Raw genomic sequence first — 17,435 nt, 5'->3', positions numbered from 1 at the left:
ATGGATGGAAAAAATATATTAATAGCAGGAGTTGGAGGTCAGGGACTTGTCATAGCTACTAAAATAATAAGTGAAGCTGCTCTAGAAGCAGGATATGACGTAAAAACCAATGATGTTATAGGTCTATCTCAAAGAGGCGGTAAAGTATATGGAAGTGTTAAAATAGACAGTAAAGTATATTCTCCCAATATACCTCATGGAGAGTGTGATATATTGCTTGCCATGGAACCTATGGAGGGATATAGATATTCTCACATGTTAAAAGACAATGGAATGGCTATTGTTAACACCTATAGAATACCATCAACTAGTATTCAGCAAGAAGTAGAGGAATATCCAGAAGGGATGCTAGCGGATTTAAAACAAAAATACAATGTATCTGAGATAGATGTAATAAAAGTAGGAAAAGAACTTGGAAATACTAAAGTGGGTAATACTGTTTTAATAGGAATTATGGCGAAAAAATTAGATATAAAAAAAGAAACATGGGAAAAAGTAATCCAGAAAAATGTTCCAGAAAAATTTATAGACCACAATATAAAAGCTTTTAACATAGGATATAGTTATAAATAAAATAATCCCTAGAATTAATTCTAGGGATTATTTTATTTATAAAAGATCATATTCAAGATTCTAATCAGTAGTGCAAAGACCACAAGCTTGAAGTCCTTGTAAACCTATCAATGATATGTTTTTTCTATATAAACCACATAGTCATTAGACACTTTGTGTGTATTATCAGAAATATTTAGATTATAATAAAGTGAAACTTAATTCAGATGGAGTTTTTATTCCATCTGAATTTATAGCTGCGTAAGTGCCCTGAGGGTAAACCAAGCCAGAAGCTGTAGAATTTTTATCTCTAGCCTTAAGAGGATAGAGTTTTAGAATTATTAGCTTTGGGATAAATTTATATTGAGTAAATGGAGGAATTTTTATGATAGATACAAGACTGGATACATTTATCACCGTTGTAAAAACCAAAAATTATACAAAGGCAGCTCAAATACTTAATTTAACACAGCCTGCAGTATCGCAACAAATTAGGTATTTAGAGAATTATTATAATGTTGAGCTTATTAAAAAAGCCAATAAAACAATATATCTAACTAAAGAAGGGGATATATTATATGAGTATGCTCAAAAAATGAAAGTTTTAAATAGAGCTTTAAAATCAGAAATAAAAAATAATTCATCTTTAAGAAAAATATACAATGTTGGTGCGACTATGACAACTGGCGAATACATAATGCCTTATATACTTGGTGATTATAAAAAAGATTATCCTAATATAGACATTATCTTAAGTGTGGATAATACTAAAAGCATAATTGAAAAATTACAGGATGGAGAGATAGAGCTTGCCTTGATAGAAGGATATTTTGATAAAGACAAATTCGAATATATAAAATTAAAGGATGATGAGCTTGTATTGGCTGTATCTCCTAAACATGAATTTGCATCTAGAATAGAGGTAGAACTAGAAGAAGTTATAAAGGGAAACTTAATATTAAGAGAAAAAGGATCTGGAACTAGAGATATATTCGAAAGAAAGATATCTGAGTTTGGATATGGTATTGAAAACATGAACGTATATATGGAAATACGAAGTATAAATGCAATAAAATCTCTTGTTGAATCAAATCTTGGATATACTATAATTTCGAAAGAAGCTATAAAAAGAGAAGTAGATTTAAAATTTATAAAAATAATACCTATAAAAAATATAAAAATAAAAAGAGAATTTAACTTTATATATAAAACTAGCTCGTTTTTAGAGTTTATAAATGACTTTATAAAATACTGTTACAACCATAAGTAAAATTTATATATACATAACAAATCATAATTTTTAATTATATAAATTCTTTGGTATAATCGAGCTAAGGGAGTTGATTGAGTTGGAAAAAATAAAAAAATTATTACCGGGGTTATTATTTGTATTTTTAATATCAATAATATCTATGTTTATAAATGATGGTATAAAACACATAATAAACTTAGAGGCATTGACAATAGGCATTATACTAGGAATTATATATAACAACACTTTTAAAACTAGTGATGTATTAAAGCCTGGAATTACGTTCTCGCTTAAAACATTGTTAAAGTGGGGTATAGTATTACTTGGATTCAAGCTTAATTTTAGAGCTCTTATGGAATTAGGTCCTGAGGTTGTAGTAATGATCATATTGTATGTTCCATCTGTGTTGATATTATCGTATTTACTTGGCAAAATATTTAAAATGAACAATAAGGTAGCTGTTTTGCTTGGAGTAGGATCGAGTATTTGTGGAGCTTCAGCAGTTGTTGCAATGAGTAGTTGTATAAATGCTGAAGAAGATGATTCAATTGTTGCAGTATCGATAATAAACTTTCTAGGTGCTATAGGTGTACTTGTATACTCTACTATAGCAATAACTTCTGGTATGAGCAATTTAGAATATGGTGTTTGGTCTGGAATATCTCTTCAAGGAGTAGCACATGCTATTGCAGCAGCCTTTGCAAGAGGAGATCAATCTGGAGAAATAGGGACATTAGTAAAAATGGGAAGAGTAGTGATGTTGGTTCCTGTTTCATTAGCTCTTAGTTATGTATTTAATAGAGGGAACAAAGAAAGCAAAGTTAAGTTTCCAATGTATATATTATATTTTATATTAGCGGGTATAATAAGCTCTTTGAATATACTATCTATAGGCTTTATAAATATATTATCTAAATTAAGCTCAGTATTTATATTAATGGCAATGGTAGGAATGGGGCTTAGTGTAAACATTAAGGCTATAAAAGATAAGGGTATGAAGGCACTTATTATGGGAAGTTTGTTATTTTTAATAATATCTATAACTATGCATGCTGTATCTATATATATTGCATAAAGCGAAACCTAATTCAGATGGAGTTTTTACTTCGTCTGAATTTTTTGTTATTGATTTTAAAAAAGTTTACAACTAAAATTTGTAAAGTAAAGACTTTTTTATAGTATAATGAAACTATAACTTTAGCTTTATCATAATATAACAAAACAGTAAAAAATAGGGGGAGACTATGAAAAGAGAACTTGTTATAGGTATAGATAAATTAAAAATGGGTATGATTCTTGCACAAGATATTATAAATAAAAACGGAATATGCTTATTATCAGAAGGATTTGAATTTAATGAGATGGAAAAAATAAAAAATATGCTTTTTAGTCATAATATACATAACTTAAAGGTTATCATTGAAGAAGGAATAGATGATATTTACACAAAAGAATATTTTGAAGTTTATGATTTTAGAAAAGATATGAATAATTTACTTGATGGATTGAAAAAGGATTTTTATTGTATAGAAGCAGGCCAAGAGATAAAAAAAGATGATTTTGAAAAAACAATAGAAAATGCAATTAATTCATGCAATGGAAACCTTAATTTATTTAAATTGATAAATAAAATAAAGGATATGGATGATTATATATATATGCATTCTATGACTGTTGCGTTGATAAGTTATCAAATAGGAAAATGGATGAATTTAAGTGAAGATGAATTAAAAGAACTGACTCTGGCTGCTATATTAAGTGATTTAGGAAAAGTTAAAGTATCAAAAGATATAATAGGAAAATCACAAACTTTAACAAAAGAAGAATATGAAGAAATAAAAAAACACTGTATTTTAGGATATAATATGGTTAAAGATGCTTGTGGAATAAATAATAAAATCAAAAGGGCTGTACTTGAACATCATGAAAAAATAGATGGAAGTGGATATCCTAGAGGGAAAAAAGGAGAAGAGATATCAGTATATGCTAAAATAATAGCAATAGCTGATGTGTATAGTGCTCTGACGTCTAAAAGACCTTATAGAGATAGAAACACTCCTTTTGAGTCTATAAAAATACTTGAAGAACAGTTTTTATCTAAATTAGATACTAAAATTTTGTATTTATTCTTAAAAAAGATAGCTGGAGAATATTTAGGAAGTAAAGTTATCTTGAATAATGGAATAAATGCTAAGATAATATTTATACCATCTCAAAATATATGTAGACCTTTGGTTGAAATAGAAAACACTGGTGAAATAGTAGATTTAAGTAGCAATCAAAATTCAAAATTATATATAAAAGAATTTATATAATTTTGAATATAAACTTGGATAGGTGATGTTATGAGAGGCTTGATATTAGAAGGAGGAGGATCTAAAGGATCCTATCAAATTGGAGCATATAAGGCATTAAAGGAAATTGGTATAGATTTTGATGGAATAGCAGGGACTTCTGTTGGAGCACTTAATGGAGCTTTGATTGTTCAGGATGAATATGAAAAGGCTCATGAGATATGGACTAATATAACACCTCAAAAGGTAATAAACATAGAAAATGAAATATTTGAAAAAATAAAAGATATAGATATAAATATAAAAAATTTTAATATGATAATAAAAATTCTATCTAATACTTTAAATAATAAAGGATTAGATATATCACCTTTAAAGGATATGCTAAAACAACATATTGATGAAAATAAAATAAGAAATTCAAAAAAGGATTTTGGAATAGTAACAGTCTCTATCAATTCATTAAAACCACAAAGGTTATTTCTTGATGATATACCTCAAAATATGCTAGTAGACTATTTAATAGCAAGCTCAAGTCTACCTATATTTAAATTGGAAAAAATAAATGGCAAATTATATTTAGACGGAGGATTTTATGATAATCTGCCTATTAGTCTTTTAAAGGATAAAGGATATGATGAATTAATAGTAATAAGACTTTATGGAATTGGAAGAACTAAAAGAGTAGATACAAAGGGAATGAAAATACTATATATAAATCCGTCTGAACATCTTGGTCCTACTCTTGATTTTAACAAAAATAGGAGTGAAAAAAATATTCAACTCGGTTATCATGATGCATTAAAGAGCTTGAATAAATTATATGGGAATCGATATTATTTTAAAATAGATGAAACTTGTGATGAGTTTTATTTTGATTTAATCAAAAATATGAATAATAAAACAATAGGTAAAATTGCAGATAAATTAAAAATTAAAGGAGAAATTTCGTTAAGATTGTTATTGGAAAAAGTAGTTCCTAAATTAGGAGAATTACTAGATCTTGGGAAAACATTTTCTTATAAAGATTTACTGATAAGTATATATGAAATAAGGATGAATCAGTTGGAATTTGAGCGTTTAAAAGTATATAACTTTAAAGAAATATTTTGGAGGATAAATAGAAATTATAATTTTGAAGAATATGAATGTAAAGATATTTTAAATAGAATATTAATAAAAAAAGAAAACTTAATAAATAATATTACTAAAGAAATTATAATGGATATACAGGATAGAGTTAAGTAGAGCTTTATCAAAATATCACAATATATGTCAAAGTTTAAAAAGTCAGAAAATAGAAGATATTATATTGACAAAGAAAATAATATTTTATAAAATAGAATTGAAAAATTCATAATATTTTTCATGGAGGATACAGATGGGTAAATATTTTGTGAAAAAAGTATTGAGTAACAACGCTGTTTTTGTAAGTGAAGATGATAAAGACTATATTTTATTAGGAAAAGGAATAGGTTTTTCTAAAAAAAAGGGTATGGTTTTAGAGAAATTGGATAATGTAGAAAATAAATTTGTAGCACTTAGTGACGACGATAAAAATCTAATATACAATGTAGATAAAGACATATTAGAGATCGTTGAACAAATAATAGATATGGCTTCAAATGAACTTGAAGAAGACTTAAATCCATATATTCATGTTGGACTTATAGATCATATTAATTTTGCTATAAAAAGATTAAAAGAAGGAATTGAGATAGTAAATCCTTTCTTACTAGAGACAAAATTAATGTATCCTAAAGAATATGATATAGCTAGCAAAGCTGTAATTATGCTTAAAGAAAAATTAGATATAGAAATACCTGATGCAGAAATAGGTTTTATAGCTTTTCATATACATGGAGGAAGAAGCAATGCTAGCAAAAGTATGGCTTTAAAAAATACAAAATTAGTTAATATGATAGTTGAATATGTTGAAAAAAAATTAAAGATCAATATAAGAAAAGATTTGATGATATATAATAGATTTGTATATCATTTAGTTGCTTTACTTGAGAGAGTAAACAGTGAAAAAACTGTAGTAAACAATTCTTTAGAAATGATAAAAAAAGAATTTTTCTTTGAATATAAGATAGCATATGATATTTCTAAAATAATTCAAAATGAATTGAGAAAAGAAGTTTCTAAGGATGAAGTAGGCTATATTGCTCTACATATATACAAACTCAATAGTTTATAATTAAAAAGACTATCGGTGTGTTACTGATCATGCAGGCATTAACCAAAGTGTTTTATGGATAATTGTACGTTTTTTTGGATATTGACGTGCTTTTTTGTTAAAAATATTCGTAAGCATTTGTTAATGTCTTTTTATATTATATAAAAATATCCAAAAACAAAAAAGTACAAAATAAATCGATGAGGTGAATTGAAAATGGAAAAAAAAGTAACTATAAAGAATGAAAGCGGAATACATGCTAGACCAGCAGCATTACTTGTTAAAAAAGCTTCTGAATTTGAATCTAAGGTTGAAATAGATTTTAATGGAAAAAAAGTAAATGCAAAATCTATAATGGGAATAATGAGTTTAGGAGCTTCAAAGGGAAGTGAAATAACAGTTATAACAGATGGATCAGATGAAGATCAAGCTGCAAATGAAGTTGCAAAGCTTATTGAAAGTGGATTCGGAGAGTAATAATCAATACCTGTGTATGAAGGAGAGATCATAATGATTAAAGGAACGAATGCATCGCCGGGTATCGCTTTGGGGAAAGCGTTAGTACTAGAACATAATGAAATAGTTATAGAAAAGAAAACTATAGATAACATAGAATTAGAACAGAAAAAACTAACTGATGCAATAAATAAATCAAAAGAAGAATTGACTAAGGTTAAGGAAAAGGCTTTAGTGGAATTAGGAGCAGAAAAAGCTGAAATATTTGAAGCTCATTTACTAGTTCTTCAAGACCCAGAACTTGTAGATTCTACTTTAAACAAAATAAAAGATGAAAAAATTAATGCTGATTATGCATTTAATGAAGTTAAGAATATGTTCGTTTCTATGTTTGAGTCTATGGATAATGAATATATGAAAGAAAGAGCAGCTGATATAAAGGATGTAGGTAATAGAGTTTTAAGACATATACTAGATATAAAATTTGTAGATTTATCAACTCTTGAAGATGAAGTTGTGTTAATAGCACATGATTTAACTCCATCGGATACTGCAACTATGAATAAGAAAAAGGTTTTAGGATTTTTAACTGATATAGGTGGAAGAACATCTCATACAGCTATAATGGCTAGAACATTAGAAACACCAGCAGTTGTAGGACTTAAAAATATAACTGAAACTGTTAAAGATGGGGATTATGTAATATTTAACGGAGAAACAGGTGAAGTTATAATAAATCCAGATGAAAATACTATAAATGAATATAAGGATTTAAAAGAAAAGTTTGAGAAAGAAAAGAAAGAACTAGAGTCTTTAAAAGGACAAGAAAGTAAAACACTAGACGGAAGACATGTAGAATTAGCGGGTAACATCGGAACTCCAAATGATGTACAAGGCCTTATAAATAACGATGCAGAAGGTGTTGGACTTTACAGAACTGAGTTTTTATACATGAATAGGTCAGAGTTTCCAACAGAAGAGGAGCAATATGAATCTTATAAAGCTGTTCTTGAAAGTATGAATCCAAAGCCTATAGTTATAAGAACTCTTGATATAGGTGGAGATAAAGAGCTTTCTTATCTTGAAATGGATAAAGAAATGAATCCTTTCTTAGGATATAGAGCTATAAGATTATGTCTTGATAGACAAGATATATTCAAGACTCAATTAAGAGCTCTTTTAAGAGCTAGTGTACATGGGAATTTAAGAATTATGTTCCCTATGATATCAAGTCTTGAAGAATTACTTTCAGCAAAAGAAATACTTGAAAGTGTTAAATCTGACTTAGATAAAGAAGGAATAGATTATAGCAAAAATATAGAAGTTGGTATGATGATAGAAGTTCCATCTGCTGCATTAATATCAGATATTCTTGCGAAGCATGTTGATTTCTTCAGTATAGGAACTAACGACTTAATTCAATATACTACTGCAGTAGATAGAATGAATGAAAAAATACACAATCTATATAACCAATTTAATCCTGCTGTTTTAAGACTTATCAAGATGGTTATAGACAATGGTCATAAAGAAGGAAAATGGGTAGGAATGTGTGGAGAAGCTGCAGGAGATAAGAGGATGATTCCAATACTTCTTGGAATGGGACTTGATGAATTTAGTATGAGTCCAATATCTATACTTCCAGCTAGAAAACTTATAACTTCATTAAAGTATGAAGATATGAAGCCAGTAGCTGAAAAGGTAGTATCTATGGGTACTGCTAAAGAAATAGAAGAATATATGCAAAATAATTTTGCTTAAATAATAAAAAACCTTATGCTTACTAGCATAAGGTTTTTTATATTTTAAATTAATAATTAAAAATGAGTGCTTAAGCAAAAAATTAAACTCATTAAAATACCACTACTTAGTCAACGTTTTAATAAAACTAAAGATTCTGCTTTATAAAATATCCTAAAAGTTCTAAACTCACTCTGTTCAAACAAAGAACTTTCTTAACGAATATTTTAACAGCATAATATAAGTTTTATAGTAAAATGTTAACCAAAAGTAGTTAACATTTAAATGAGCTTAATTTTTAATGTAGTTCTTTATCATTAATATAGATATTAACATGCCTTTAAAATAACGGCTTTTGACAAAAATTTGTATATTTTGGTTATGATATAATATAGGGTGAGAATTTAAATAAAAAATGTGGTGGTGTTTTGATGGGTAAATATGTATACACTGGGTCGTCTAATACTGGGAAAACGACCAAATTAGTAAGTATATATAAAGAATTTATAAAAAATAACGTAGATGAAAATAGAATAATTATATTTATAAACTCTAAATCTCAAAAAAAGTTTTGGGACGGTATAGATACTAGTACATTTTATAAAATAATTAGAAATCACATAGTACTATTTTGGCCTCTAGTACAAAAAAATATAAAAATAAAAAAGACTGCTCCTAAATTTCTAGATATGGAGATAAGTGAATACCTTTTAAATAAGCTTGTGGACAAGTATAGAGAAGGGGGAAGGTTTTTAGATGTAAATATACCTAACTCAGTTTTGTCATCAGATATACTTAATAATATATCTAAAATATCTTTAAATTGTATTGAATTTGATGATGTAGATAAGTACTTAATTAACTTTTTGGATATAGAAGATATATTCGCCAAAGAGAATATATCTTCTATGAAGAATATAATAAATGTATTTGTTAGAAAAAATATAAGCGAAGGTGTTTTGAATTTTAGTTTAGCATCATATCTTTTCAATAAATATATAATAGATGATCCTTTATATGAAAATTATATAAAAAATAATATAGATTGCTTTATTGTTGATGATATTCAGGAAAAGTCATTTCTTGAACTTAAGTTCATAAATAAGGTTATGAATATAGTAAATGAAACTCATATAGCGTATAACTCAGATGGAGCTATAACGAAGATACTAGGAGCTGATGAGGAGTCTTTTAAGCAGCTAATACTACCTAAATGTGAAAAAATAGATATGGGAACATCGGATTTTATAAATATAAAAAATGTAGAATTTAAAAACAGTACTATGAGAAGTGAGATGATACTTAAAATATCTGAAGAAATCCAGAATTTATTAAAAAGTGGATATAAAGAAGAGGATATTGATATAATAGGACCATTTGTAGATTCTATATTTGAGAATAGAATAAAAAAAGAGATGGAGAAAAATGATGTTAATATAAATATTATGACTAGAAGTGGATCTCTTACTGACAATCCATATATAAATAGTTTGGTTACTATAACGCTTTTAGTGAACAGTTCTTGGAAAATGAGTCCTAATAAAGATTCGATATGTAAGATGATATCCTTTGTACTAGGTGCAGATATGATAAGGTCTAGGTATATAACTGATAAGATAACTCAAAAAGAACCTTATGAACTTCCAGAAATTGAAGAGTTAACATCTATTGATATAGATGAAGAATATATAAATAAATATAAGATTTTAAGAAATTGGATATATGAAAATACAAACAGTGAACTTGATATGGACAAATTCTTGAAAAAAATGTTTTTAGATATATTATTACCTCTAGATGTAAGTGCTGAAAATTTAAGTACGTGTAATTATTTGATAAATCTAGCCAAATCATTTATAGATTATGCAAATGAGAACGAAAAGTTTAAAGATAATAAAAATAAATTATTTATAGATATGATTTTAAAGGGTATAAGGGTTTCTGATATGAAAGCTGATACACAGCTAAATGGAATAAAGGTTTGGTCATCCTATTCATATTTATTAAGCTCTAAAAGTAGTAAAATACAGATATGGACAGACTCAAGCTCAGATGTATGGCATCAAATAGGTATAAAAAAATATTACAATCCATTTATATTTTTAAGAGAAAATAAAGGTGAAAAATGGAATTTTGACAATGATGAATTGTATAGATATAAGCAGACTAAAAGTGTAGTAGAGAGTTTACTTAGAAAAGCTTCAGATAAAGTATATATATATAGTAGTGAATTTAACTCTAATGGATATGAGCAAAAGGGTGAACTGAGTAAATATATAAGCAAGATAGATACTTAAAGGAGATATGTTATGAAGTGGAGAGAAGGTCAAATACAAGTAATGCAGTATAAAGGAGGTACACTTGCGGTACCATCTGTTCCGGGTGCTGGGAAAACTACAGTTATAACATCAAAGACAGCAGAACTTATAGAACAGGGTTTAAATAAAGATGGGAAGATTCTTATAGTTACTTTCACTAATAGTGCTGTATCAAACTTTAAAACCAAGTTGAAGAACTTATTAGAAGACAGAGGACTTGATAGTAACAAAGGGTGGGAATGCAAAACACTTCATTCTCTAGCTAATTCTGTCATAAGAGAAAGTCCAAAGGATGCAGGTTTTGATGATGATTTTGAAGTTATAGATGATATTGAAGCTAATGAGATAATTAGAAAACATTCATTTGAATTCTATAAAAATTATAAACATATATATTCTAAATACTTAAATATAAGAAATAATAGCTCTCAAGAGTATATACAAAAGATTGAAAAAAAATGGAACGATAAATTTATAGCAGTAGCCAAGAATATAATAAGTTATCTAAAGTCAAAAGGAATAACTTACAATGAAGCCCAGGATATATTAAGAAATAACCCTAAAATGGATGATCTTTTAAAGATAATAGTTAATATATATATATTGTATGAAAAAGATCTTATAAAAAAAGGAAAATTAGATTATGACGATATAATAATAAGGGCTCTAAAGTTACTTGAGAATAAAGAAGATATATTAAATAAATTTCAACAAAGATATACATATATATTTGAAGACGAGGCACAGGATTCATCTCCTGCTCAAGAGAAAATACTTGCTCTATTATCTAAAAATCACAAAAACTTAGTTAGAGTTGGAGATCCTAATCAAGCTATCATGTCAACTTTTACAAATTCTGATCATAGACTTTTTAGAAGATTTTGTGAAAGAGAAGATGTAGATAAAATAGTTATACCAGTATCTAGTAGAAATACAAAGAATATATTAAATCTTGCAAACCACTTAGTAAAGTGGAGTAATGAAAATGGAATGGAGCTAAACAAAGATGAAGTTTTAGTAAACCAGTATATAAAGCCTGTTGATGAGGATGACCCATTCCAAAATCCTGTTGTAGAGGATATAGGTATATATACAAGAACTTGCCAAAATGAAGATATAGAGATGAAAGATGTAGTTTGTAATATAAAAAATATTGTAAAGAAATATCCAGATAAAACAATAGCATTGCTTCTTAGATACAATTATAAGATAGATAGGTATATTAATTTATTTGAAAAAGAAGATATACCTTATCAAGTTATAGATAAGTATAGAGGAGAGGCAGCTCTTGTAATTGAGAAGATAGGAAAGATAGTAAGATTTATAGCAAACCCAGATAAAGATAATTTATTTAAGGTAATAGATATGGTTTATGATGAAGAACTTAGTGAAATTCAAAAAAATGAATTTGATAAATACGATATAGAGGATATATTTTTTCCTATTGCAAACAAAGGTATTAAAAAATTGGATATAGGAGAAGAGTTAAATGAGGTACTTAACAATCTTAGAAATTTATTTGAATATTCAAGACAAAAGATAGATAAATTTTTAGTTCAAATAGGGGAAGAATTTAAATTTAACTTGCAAGAACTTGCAATACTAGATTATATATCGAGTATATGTAATAAAATGTTTTTTGAAAACAGTAACTTTACATTGGAGAATTTAGCTTATGAACTTTTAAAGAATAAAAATTCATTTAATTATTTTGCATCTATGGTATTTGAAGAACAAGGATATGAGCCTCAAAAAGGAAGTGTTACTATAACCACTTGTCATAAGGCTAAAGGACTTGAATGGGATATTGTAATTATACCTCATATGACAATATCGGAGTATCCTGGAAAGTTCAATGATAAGTTTATAGGAGAGTTGTATTATTTAAAATCAGAATATAAAAATATAGAGACTTTATATAAAGCTGAAATAGATTATTTAATAGAAAATAAAGAAATTCAAAATATAACTAGAAAGATGAAAGGTGATATACTATCTGAAACATTAAAGCTTGTGTATGTAGCTTTTACTAGGGCTAAGGAAAGGTTATATGTATATACAAATGGGAAAGAATCTAATCATTCTATATACTTTAACGTAACACAAGAATTTGTAGAAGGGAGTAAGTAATCATGAGTGATTTCAAAAATATACAATTCAGCCAATCTAGTATAGATACCTATGATACGTGTAGGCTTAAATTTAAGAAAATATATATTGATAATATAAAGTGGAGCAAGGATGATCAAAACTTTGGTAGTGAGTTTCATCTATTGGCACAAAGGTATTACATAGGAATAGATGAACAGTTAGAACAAGGAAGACCAGATTATATGCTACTTAATAATTTGAAAAAGTTCTTAAAAAGAGAAAAAAATATGTACCCTGAGTATAATATAAAATACAAAGATGAAGAAATGTCATTAATAGCAAAAGTAGATCTTATAAAAATAGAAAAAGAAAAAATAATTATATACGATTGGAAAACTAATAAAAGTAAGTTTAATAGATCTAAGATGGAAAAATCGTATCAAACTAAAATATACTTACATAATGTAGCTGAAAAATTCAATATAAGTCCTAATGATATAAGTCTTATATATTATAATCCAAGGTTTGATAATTATGTAAAAATAGATTATAGCGATAATGATCATAAATACAATAAAATGGAACTTAAAGACAAAATAGTTGGTATAAAAAATGAAAGAGATTTTAAGCAGAAAATAGGTAAACATTGTTCTTTTTGCCAATTTAACTCTATTTGTAATAAACAGTTTATAAGTATCGATTGTCTTTAAGTGTATCTACAAAATCTTTTATTATTCTAGCTGTTATACCCCATATTACATAGTTTTTATATTCATATATCAATGTGTCATATATACCGTCTTTAAATTTATAGTTTTGACCGTTTGGTATCAAGCTATAGGGAAAGTCATTACAAGGGTGTATTTTTATCTTGTGTTTATAAGACTTAGGTTTTGTATTTATAAAAAAACTTAAAGGAACTAAAAATATGTGATCTACCTCATCTTCATTTATGCTAATAGCATTATAATCGTTTATTGTACCTAGAAATGGGTGGATGATCATATTAAATGGAGTTAGAAGCACATTCAACGGGGTTGTTATAGATATATTGTCTTCATTTAATCCTAGTTCTTCACATGTTTCTCGTATAGCTGTTTGTCTTAGAGTTATGTCGCATTCATCGAATTTTCCGCCTGGGAATGAAATTTCTGAAGGACTGGTATTTAAATTCTTTGATCGAACTTCAAATAAAAGAAAAATATCTGAATTTTTTTCAATTAAAGGAATTAAAACGGATGCTTTTACTAAATTTGTATAGCCATTTAATTGAGGTTTAAATTTGTTAAAACTACTAGTAATCTTCTGTATCATAAAAATCTCCTTTAAATATTTATTTTGTGCGAAGGCTAAAATTTCTAGAACGCTATCTGAATTAAGTTTAGCTTTATCTATGAATATATATTATAATTATAATATATATTTAATATATAGTGTTAATGAGTTGTGGAAAAATATATACAAATAAATATGTAAAAGGATGATATATTATGAAAAAATTTAAGTATGCTTTGTCGTTTTTTAAAAGAATAGGACTTGTGTCTGAATTTTTAAAGGATAGCTGTGTGTCTAAGTTTAAAAAAGTAAAGGTTATTATGCTATTGCTATTTGGTTTTATATATTTTATATCTCCACTAGATTTAATTCCAGAGGTTATATTAGGTCTTGGTATTATTGATGATGGAGTAGTAATTCTTTACTTGCTTACGGAAATAAACAGGGAATTAGATGAATATGAATTGAAGTCAAAAAATATAAAATGTAGAAGTAACAGTGAATACAGTAATATTATAGAGAATATAGAGTACGATATAGAAGATAAAAGCTAAGGACATACTTAGCTTTTATTTTTTTATAACGAATAGGAAATTATATTCCTCTTTAAGTGGTGAATAAGTATAATTTTCGTTATGAGTTTCAAAAAAGTTTACATTTAAGATTCTTCTAAAGAAGAACTTTTTTATGCTTAAGGAAATTCTAGGATTTTCGACTTGTAGATAACATTGACAAGAGAACTAAATTTGCAATGGATAATACCTTGAAATTATGGATAACATTAATAAGTGAAGGAAATTAATAAATTGAAATTAAACACGAATATTTAAAAACATAAATCTAAAAATATTCACATTATATCGAAAGTATGATATAATTTGATAGAATAAACAAACGGGAGTGATAAAAGTGTATAAAATTACGGACGTTCTTATAAGTGAAGAAGAAATATCAAAAAAGGTTTATGAACTTGCTAAAACTATAGAAAAAGAATATAAAGGCGAGGAAGTTGTATTCGTTGGAATATTAAAAGGTGCTTGCGTATTTATATCAGATATTATAAGAAAAATAGATTTGGATATATGCTTAGACTTTATGGCTGTATCAAGTTATGGAATGTCTACTCAAAGCTCGGGTGTTGTAAGAATATTAAAAGATTTAGATAGTGATATAGAAGGTAAAAACGTAATTATAGTAGAAGATATAATAGATACAGGTCTTACTCTTAGTTACTTACGTGAAAATTTAATGGCTAGGAATCCAAAATCATTAAAAATATGTACGCTACTTGATAAACCTGAAAGAAGAAAGTGTGATATACCAGTTGATTATGTAGGATTCAAAATACCTGATAAGTTCATCGTGGGATATGGAATAGATTGTGGAGAGAAATTTAGAAATGTACCTTACATAGGCATTGTTGAAAAACAAGATTAATAACTAGATTTATATATCAAATGAAGTATATTAGTGGTTGAGGGAAAATGGTGCCCATTGAAATACTAACTAAAAGTAGTTAGCATTTCAATGGGCACCATTTTTAATTGTTGATTAAATGTTACGATTATAAAAGTAAAGAAGTCGTGTACTTAAAATCTTCAGATAAAGATTTTTATAAATTTTTTCTATGATAAAAATTTGCATATTGATAAATTTTATATTTAATGGTTTTTATTACAAAATAAGGTACTATATTAAGGAAAGTGATTATAAATCTTATTTTGGAGGAGATAATATGGCGGATTATACAAAAATGTGGCAAGAATTAGATGTTGATATTGAAAAGCACGATGGACTTTGTGAAGTTCTTCCAATGTTTTATGAAAATATATATCTTTCGCAAGAGAATAGACCAGAAAATATGAATTATTATAACTTTGTAATATCTGAAGTTCATGGACTTAGAATAAAAGAGCTTCAAGATTCAAAAAAAGAAGATAAAAAAGTTGTTGGATCATTTTGTGTATTTGTTCCAGATGAGATAACACTGGCTCTTAATTGTGTACCTGTAGGTATATGTTCTGGATCTCAATTTTGGGTTCCTGATGGCGAAAAAGTGATGCCAAGAAATACATGTCCTCTTATTAAAGCTTCAATTGGAGCTAAGCTAAGTAGAACATGTCCGTATTTCCAATCATGTGATATGGTAGTTGGAGAAACTACATGTGATGGAAAGAAGAAGGCGTGGGAGATATTAGGTGAACATATGGATGTACATGTAATGGATTTACCACAGATGAAAAGAGAAAAAGATAAACTTCATTGGATAGATGAAATGAATACATATAAAGATGTTTTGGAAGAGAAAACAGGAAATAAACTTAGTTTTGAAAATTTAAAAGAGAAAACAGAACTTGTAAATAAAAAGAGAAAAGTTTTAAAGAGATTATATGACCTTAGAAAATGTGATCCAGTTCCTATAAGTGGAAAAGATGCACTTTTAGTATCTCAAATTGCTTTTTATGATGATATAGATAGATTTATAGAACAGACTAATAATTTATGTGATGAATTAGAAGAAAGAGTAAAAAAAGATGAAGGAGTATTTGATAAGGATACCCCAAGAATTATGATTACAGGAACTCCTATGTCAATCCCTAATTGGAAGATACATCACATAGTAGAGACAAGTGATGCTGTAGTAGTTTGTGAGGAAACTTGTACTGGAACTAGATATTTTGAAAATCAAGTTAGTGAAGATGCAGAAAATATGGATGAACAATTTGAAAATTTAGCTAATAGATATCTTGGAATAAACTGTGCATGTTTTACACCTAATGAAGGAAGAGTAGAGGATGTATTAAGATATGTAGATGAATATAAAGTGGATGCGGTTGTATATAATTCTTTACAATTCTGTTCTACGTATGCAATTGAATATAAGAATATAGAAAAAGCATTAAAAGAAAAAGGAATACCTGTTATCATGATAGAAACTGATTATAGTGAAGAAGATACAGGTCAGATAAAAACAAGAGTGGAAGCTCTAGTTGAAATGGTTAGAGAAAAGAAAGGTGTTATGGCTTGATAAAGTATTATATTTTATTTGAATCTTATAATGATGGATTTTGTTTTGAAAAAGTTCTAAGAAAAGACAAAATAAAATACACAATAGTACCAACGCCTAGAATTATAAGCAAATGTTGTGGAATGTCTATAATGTTAAAAGAAGAAGTATTATCTTGTGTACATAATTTGGTGAATAAAAATAAATTAAAGAATGAAGGTTTATACAAAGTAAATAAAGAAGTAAATACATGTGAAAAATTATGGTAATT

Annotated in this window: 16 protein-coding genes; 15 read left to right on the top strand and 1 reads right to left on the bottom strand. The window is 27.2% G+C overall.

The genetic code is table 11. The annotated features are described in order from the left end of the window. The 11 genes from P4S50_RS12570 to P4S50_RS12520 all read left to right on the top strand — a co-directional run bounded on the left by P4S50_RS12570 (position 1) and on the right by P4S50_RS12520 (position 13,592). The gene (locus P4S50_RS12570; RefSeq protein WP_277731139.1) at positions 1 to 573 is read left to right on the top strand and encodes an indolepyruvate oxidoreductase subunit beta; all 573 of its coding nucleotides are present in this window, start codon (positions 1 to 3) and stop codon (positions 571 to 573) included. A 364-nt stretch (positions 574 to 937) separates the two neighbouring features. Next, positions 938 to 1,822, top strand: a complete 885-nt coding sequence (locus tag P4S50_RS12565; protein ID WP_277731138.1) for a LysR family transcriptional regulator — start codon at positions 938 to 940, stop codon at positions 1,820 to 1,822. Positions 1,823 to 1,901: 79 nt separating this feature from the next. Continuing rightward, positions 1,902 to 2,879, top strand: coding sequence for a YeiH family protein (locus P4S50_RS12560; protein ID WP_277731137.1), 978 nt, complete (start codon positions 1,902 to 1,904; stop codon positions 2,877 to 2,879). A gap of 169 nt (positions 2,880 to 3,048) precedes the next feature. Further along, the gene (locus P4S50_RS12555) at positions 3,049 to 4,119 is read left to right on the top strand and encodes an HD-GYP domain-containing protein (protein ID WP_277731136.1); all 1,071 of its coding nucleotides are present in this window, start codon (positions 3,049 to 3,051) and stop codon (positions 4,117 to 4,119) included. A 30-nt stretch (positions 4,120 to 4,149) separates the two neighbouring features. Beyond that, complete coding sequence (locus P4S50_RS12550; protein ID WP_277731135.1) at positions 4,150 to 5,346, top strand: patatin-like phospholipase family protein; 1,197 nt, start codon at positions 4,150 to 4,152, stop codon at positions 5,344 to 5,346. 133 nt (positions 5,347 to 5,479) lie between these two features. Continuing rightward, positions 5,480 to 6,298 carry a PRD domain-containing protein gene (locus P4S50_RS12545; protein WP_277731134.1) on the top strand — a complete coding sequence of 273 codons (819 nt, stop codon included), beginning with the start codon at positions 5,480 to 5,482 and terminating at the stop codon, positions 6,296 to 6,298. A gap of 195 nt (positions 6,299 to 6,493) precedes the next feature. Further along, the gene (locus P4S50_RS12540) at positions 6,494 to 6,754 is read left to right on the top strand and encodes an HPr family phosphocarrier protein (protein ID WP_277731133.1); all 261 of its coding nucleotides are present in this window, start codon (positions 6,494 to 6,496) and stop codon (positions 6,752 to 6,754) included. Between the two features lie 33 nt (positions 6,755 to 6,787). After that, positions 6,788 to 8,494, top strand: a complete 1,707-nt coding sequence (ptsP, locus tag P4S50_RS12535; protein WP_277731132.1) for a phosphoenolpyruvate--protein phosphotransferase — start codon at positions 6,788 to 6,790, stop codon at positions 8,492 to 8,494. A 410-nt stretch (positions 8,495 to 8,904) separates the two neighbouring features. Beyond that, positions 8,905 to 10,770, top strand: a complete 1,866-nt coding sequence (locus tag P4S50_RS12530; protein ID WP_277731131.1) for a hypothetical protein — start codon at positions 8,905 to 8,907, stop codon at positions 10,768 to 10,770. Positions 10,771 to 10,782: 12 nt separating this feature from the next. Next, on the top strand, positions 10,783 to 12,921 hold the full coding sequence (locus tag P4S50_RS12525) for an ATP-dependent helicase (protein ID WP_277731130.1): 2,139 nt from the start codon (positions 10,783 to 10,785) through the stop codon (positions 12,919 to 12,921). A gap of 2 nt (positions 12,922 to 12,923) precedes the next feature. Beyond that, positions 12,924 to 13,592, top strand: a complete 669-nt coding sequence (locus P4S50_RS12520; protein ID WP_277731129.1) for a PD-(D/E)XK nuclease family protein — start codon at positions 12,924 to 12,926, stop codon at positions 13,590 to 13,592. Here the strand turns inward: P4S50_RS12520 and P4S50_RS12515 are convergent. Next, positions 13,570 to 14,196, bottom strand: a complete 627-nt coding sequence (locus P4S50_RS12515; RefSeq protein WP_277731127.1) for an NUDIX hydrolase — start codon at positions 14,194 to 14,196, stop codon at positions 13,570 to 13,572. The genes P4S50_RS12520 and P4S50_RS12515 overlap by 23 nt on opposite strands. Before the next feature lie 176 nt (positions 14,197 to 14,372). Between P4S50_RS12515 and P4S50_RS12510 the strand changes: the two genes are divergently transcribed. From P4S50_RS12510 to P4S50_RS12495, 4 genes are all read left to right on the top strand, one after another. Beyond that, positions 14,373 to 14,711, top strand: coding sequence for a YkvA family protein (locus P4S50_RS12510; protein ID WP_277731126.1), 339 nt, complete (start codon positions 14,373 to 14,375; stop codon positions 14,709 to 14,711). A gap of 355 nt (positions 14,712 to 15,066) precedes the next feature. Further along, on the top strand, positions 15,067 to 15,594 hold the full coding sequence (gene hpt, locus P4S50_RS12505; protein WP_277731125.1) for a hypoxanthine phosphoribosyltransferase: 528 nt from the start codon (positions 15,067 to 15,069) through the stop codon (positions 15,592 to 15,594). 298 nt (positions 15,595 to 15,892) lie between these two features. Next, positions 15,893 to 17,185 carry a double-cubane-cluster-containing anaerobic reductase gene (locus tag P4S50_RS12500; RefSeq protein WP_277731124.1) on the top strand — a complete coding sequence of 431 codons (1,293 nt, stop codon included), beginning with the start codon at positions 15,893 to 15,895 and terminating at the stop codon, positions 17,183 to 17,185. After that, the gene (locus P4S50_RS12495) at positions 17,182 to 17,433 is read left to right on the top strand and encodes a putative Se/S carrier protein (protein ID WP_277731123.1); all 252 of its coding nucleotides are present in this window, start codon (positions 17,182 to 17,184) and stop codon (positions 17,431 to 17,433) included. The genes P4S50_RS12500 and P4S50_RS12495 overlap by 4 nt, the downstream gene beginning before the upstream one ends. Positions 17,434 to 17,435 lie beyond the last annotated feature (2 nt).

This window comes from Tepidibacter hydrothermalis, from assembly GCF_029542625.1.
GTDB classification, from domain to species: Bacteria; Bacillota; Clostridia; order Peptostreptococcales; family Peptostreptococcaceae; genus Tepidibacter_A; species Tepidibacter_A hydrothermalis.
Note: the sequence above shows the minus strand (reverse complement) of the source record. Positions and strands in the feature narration are given on the sequence as shown.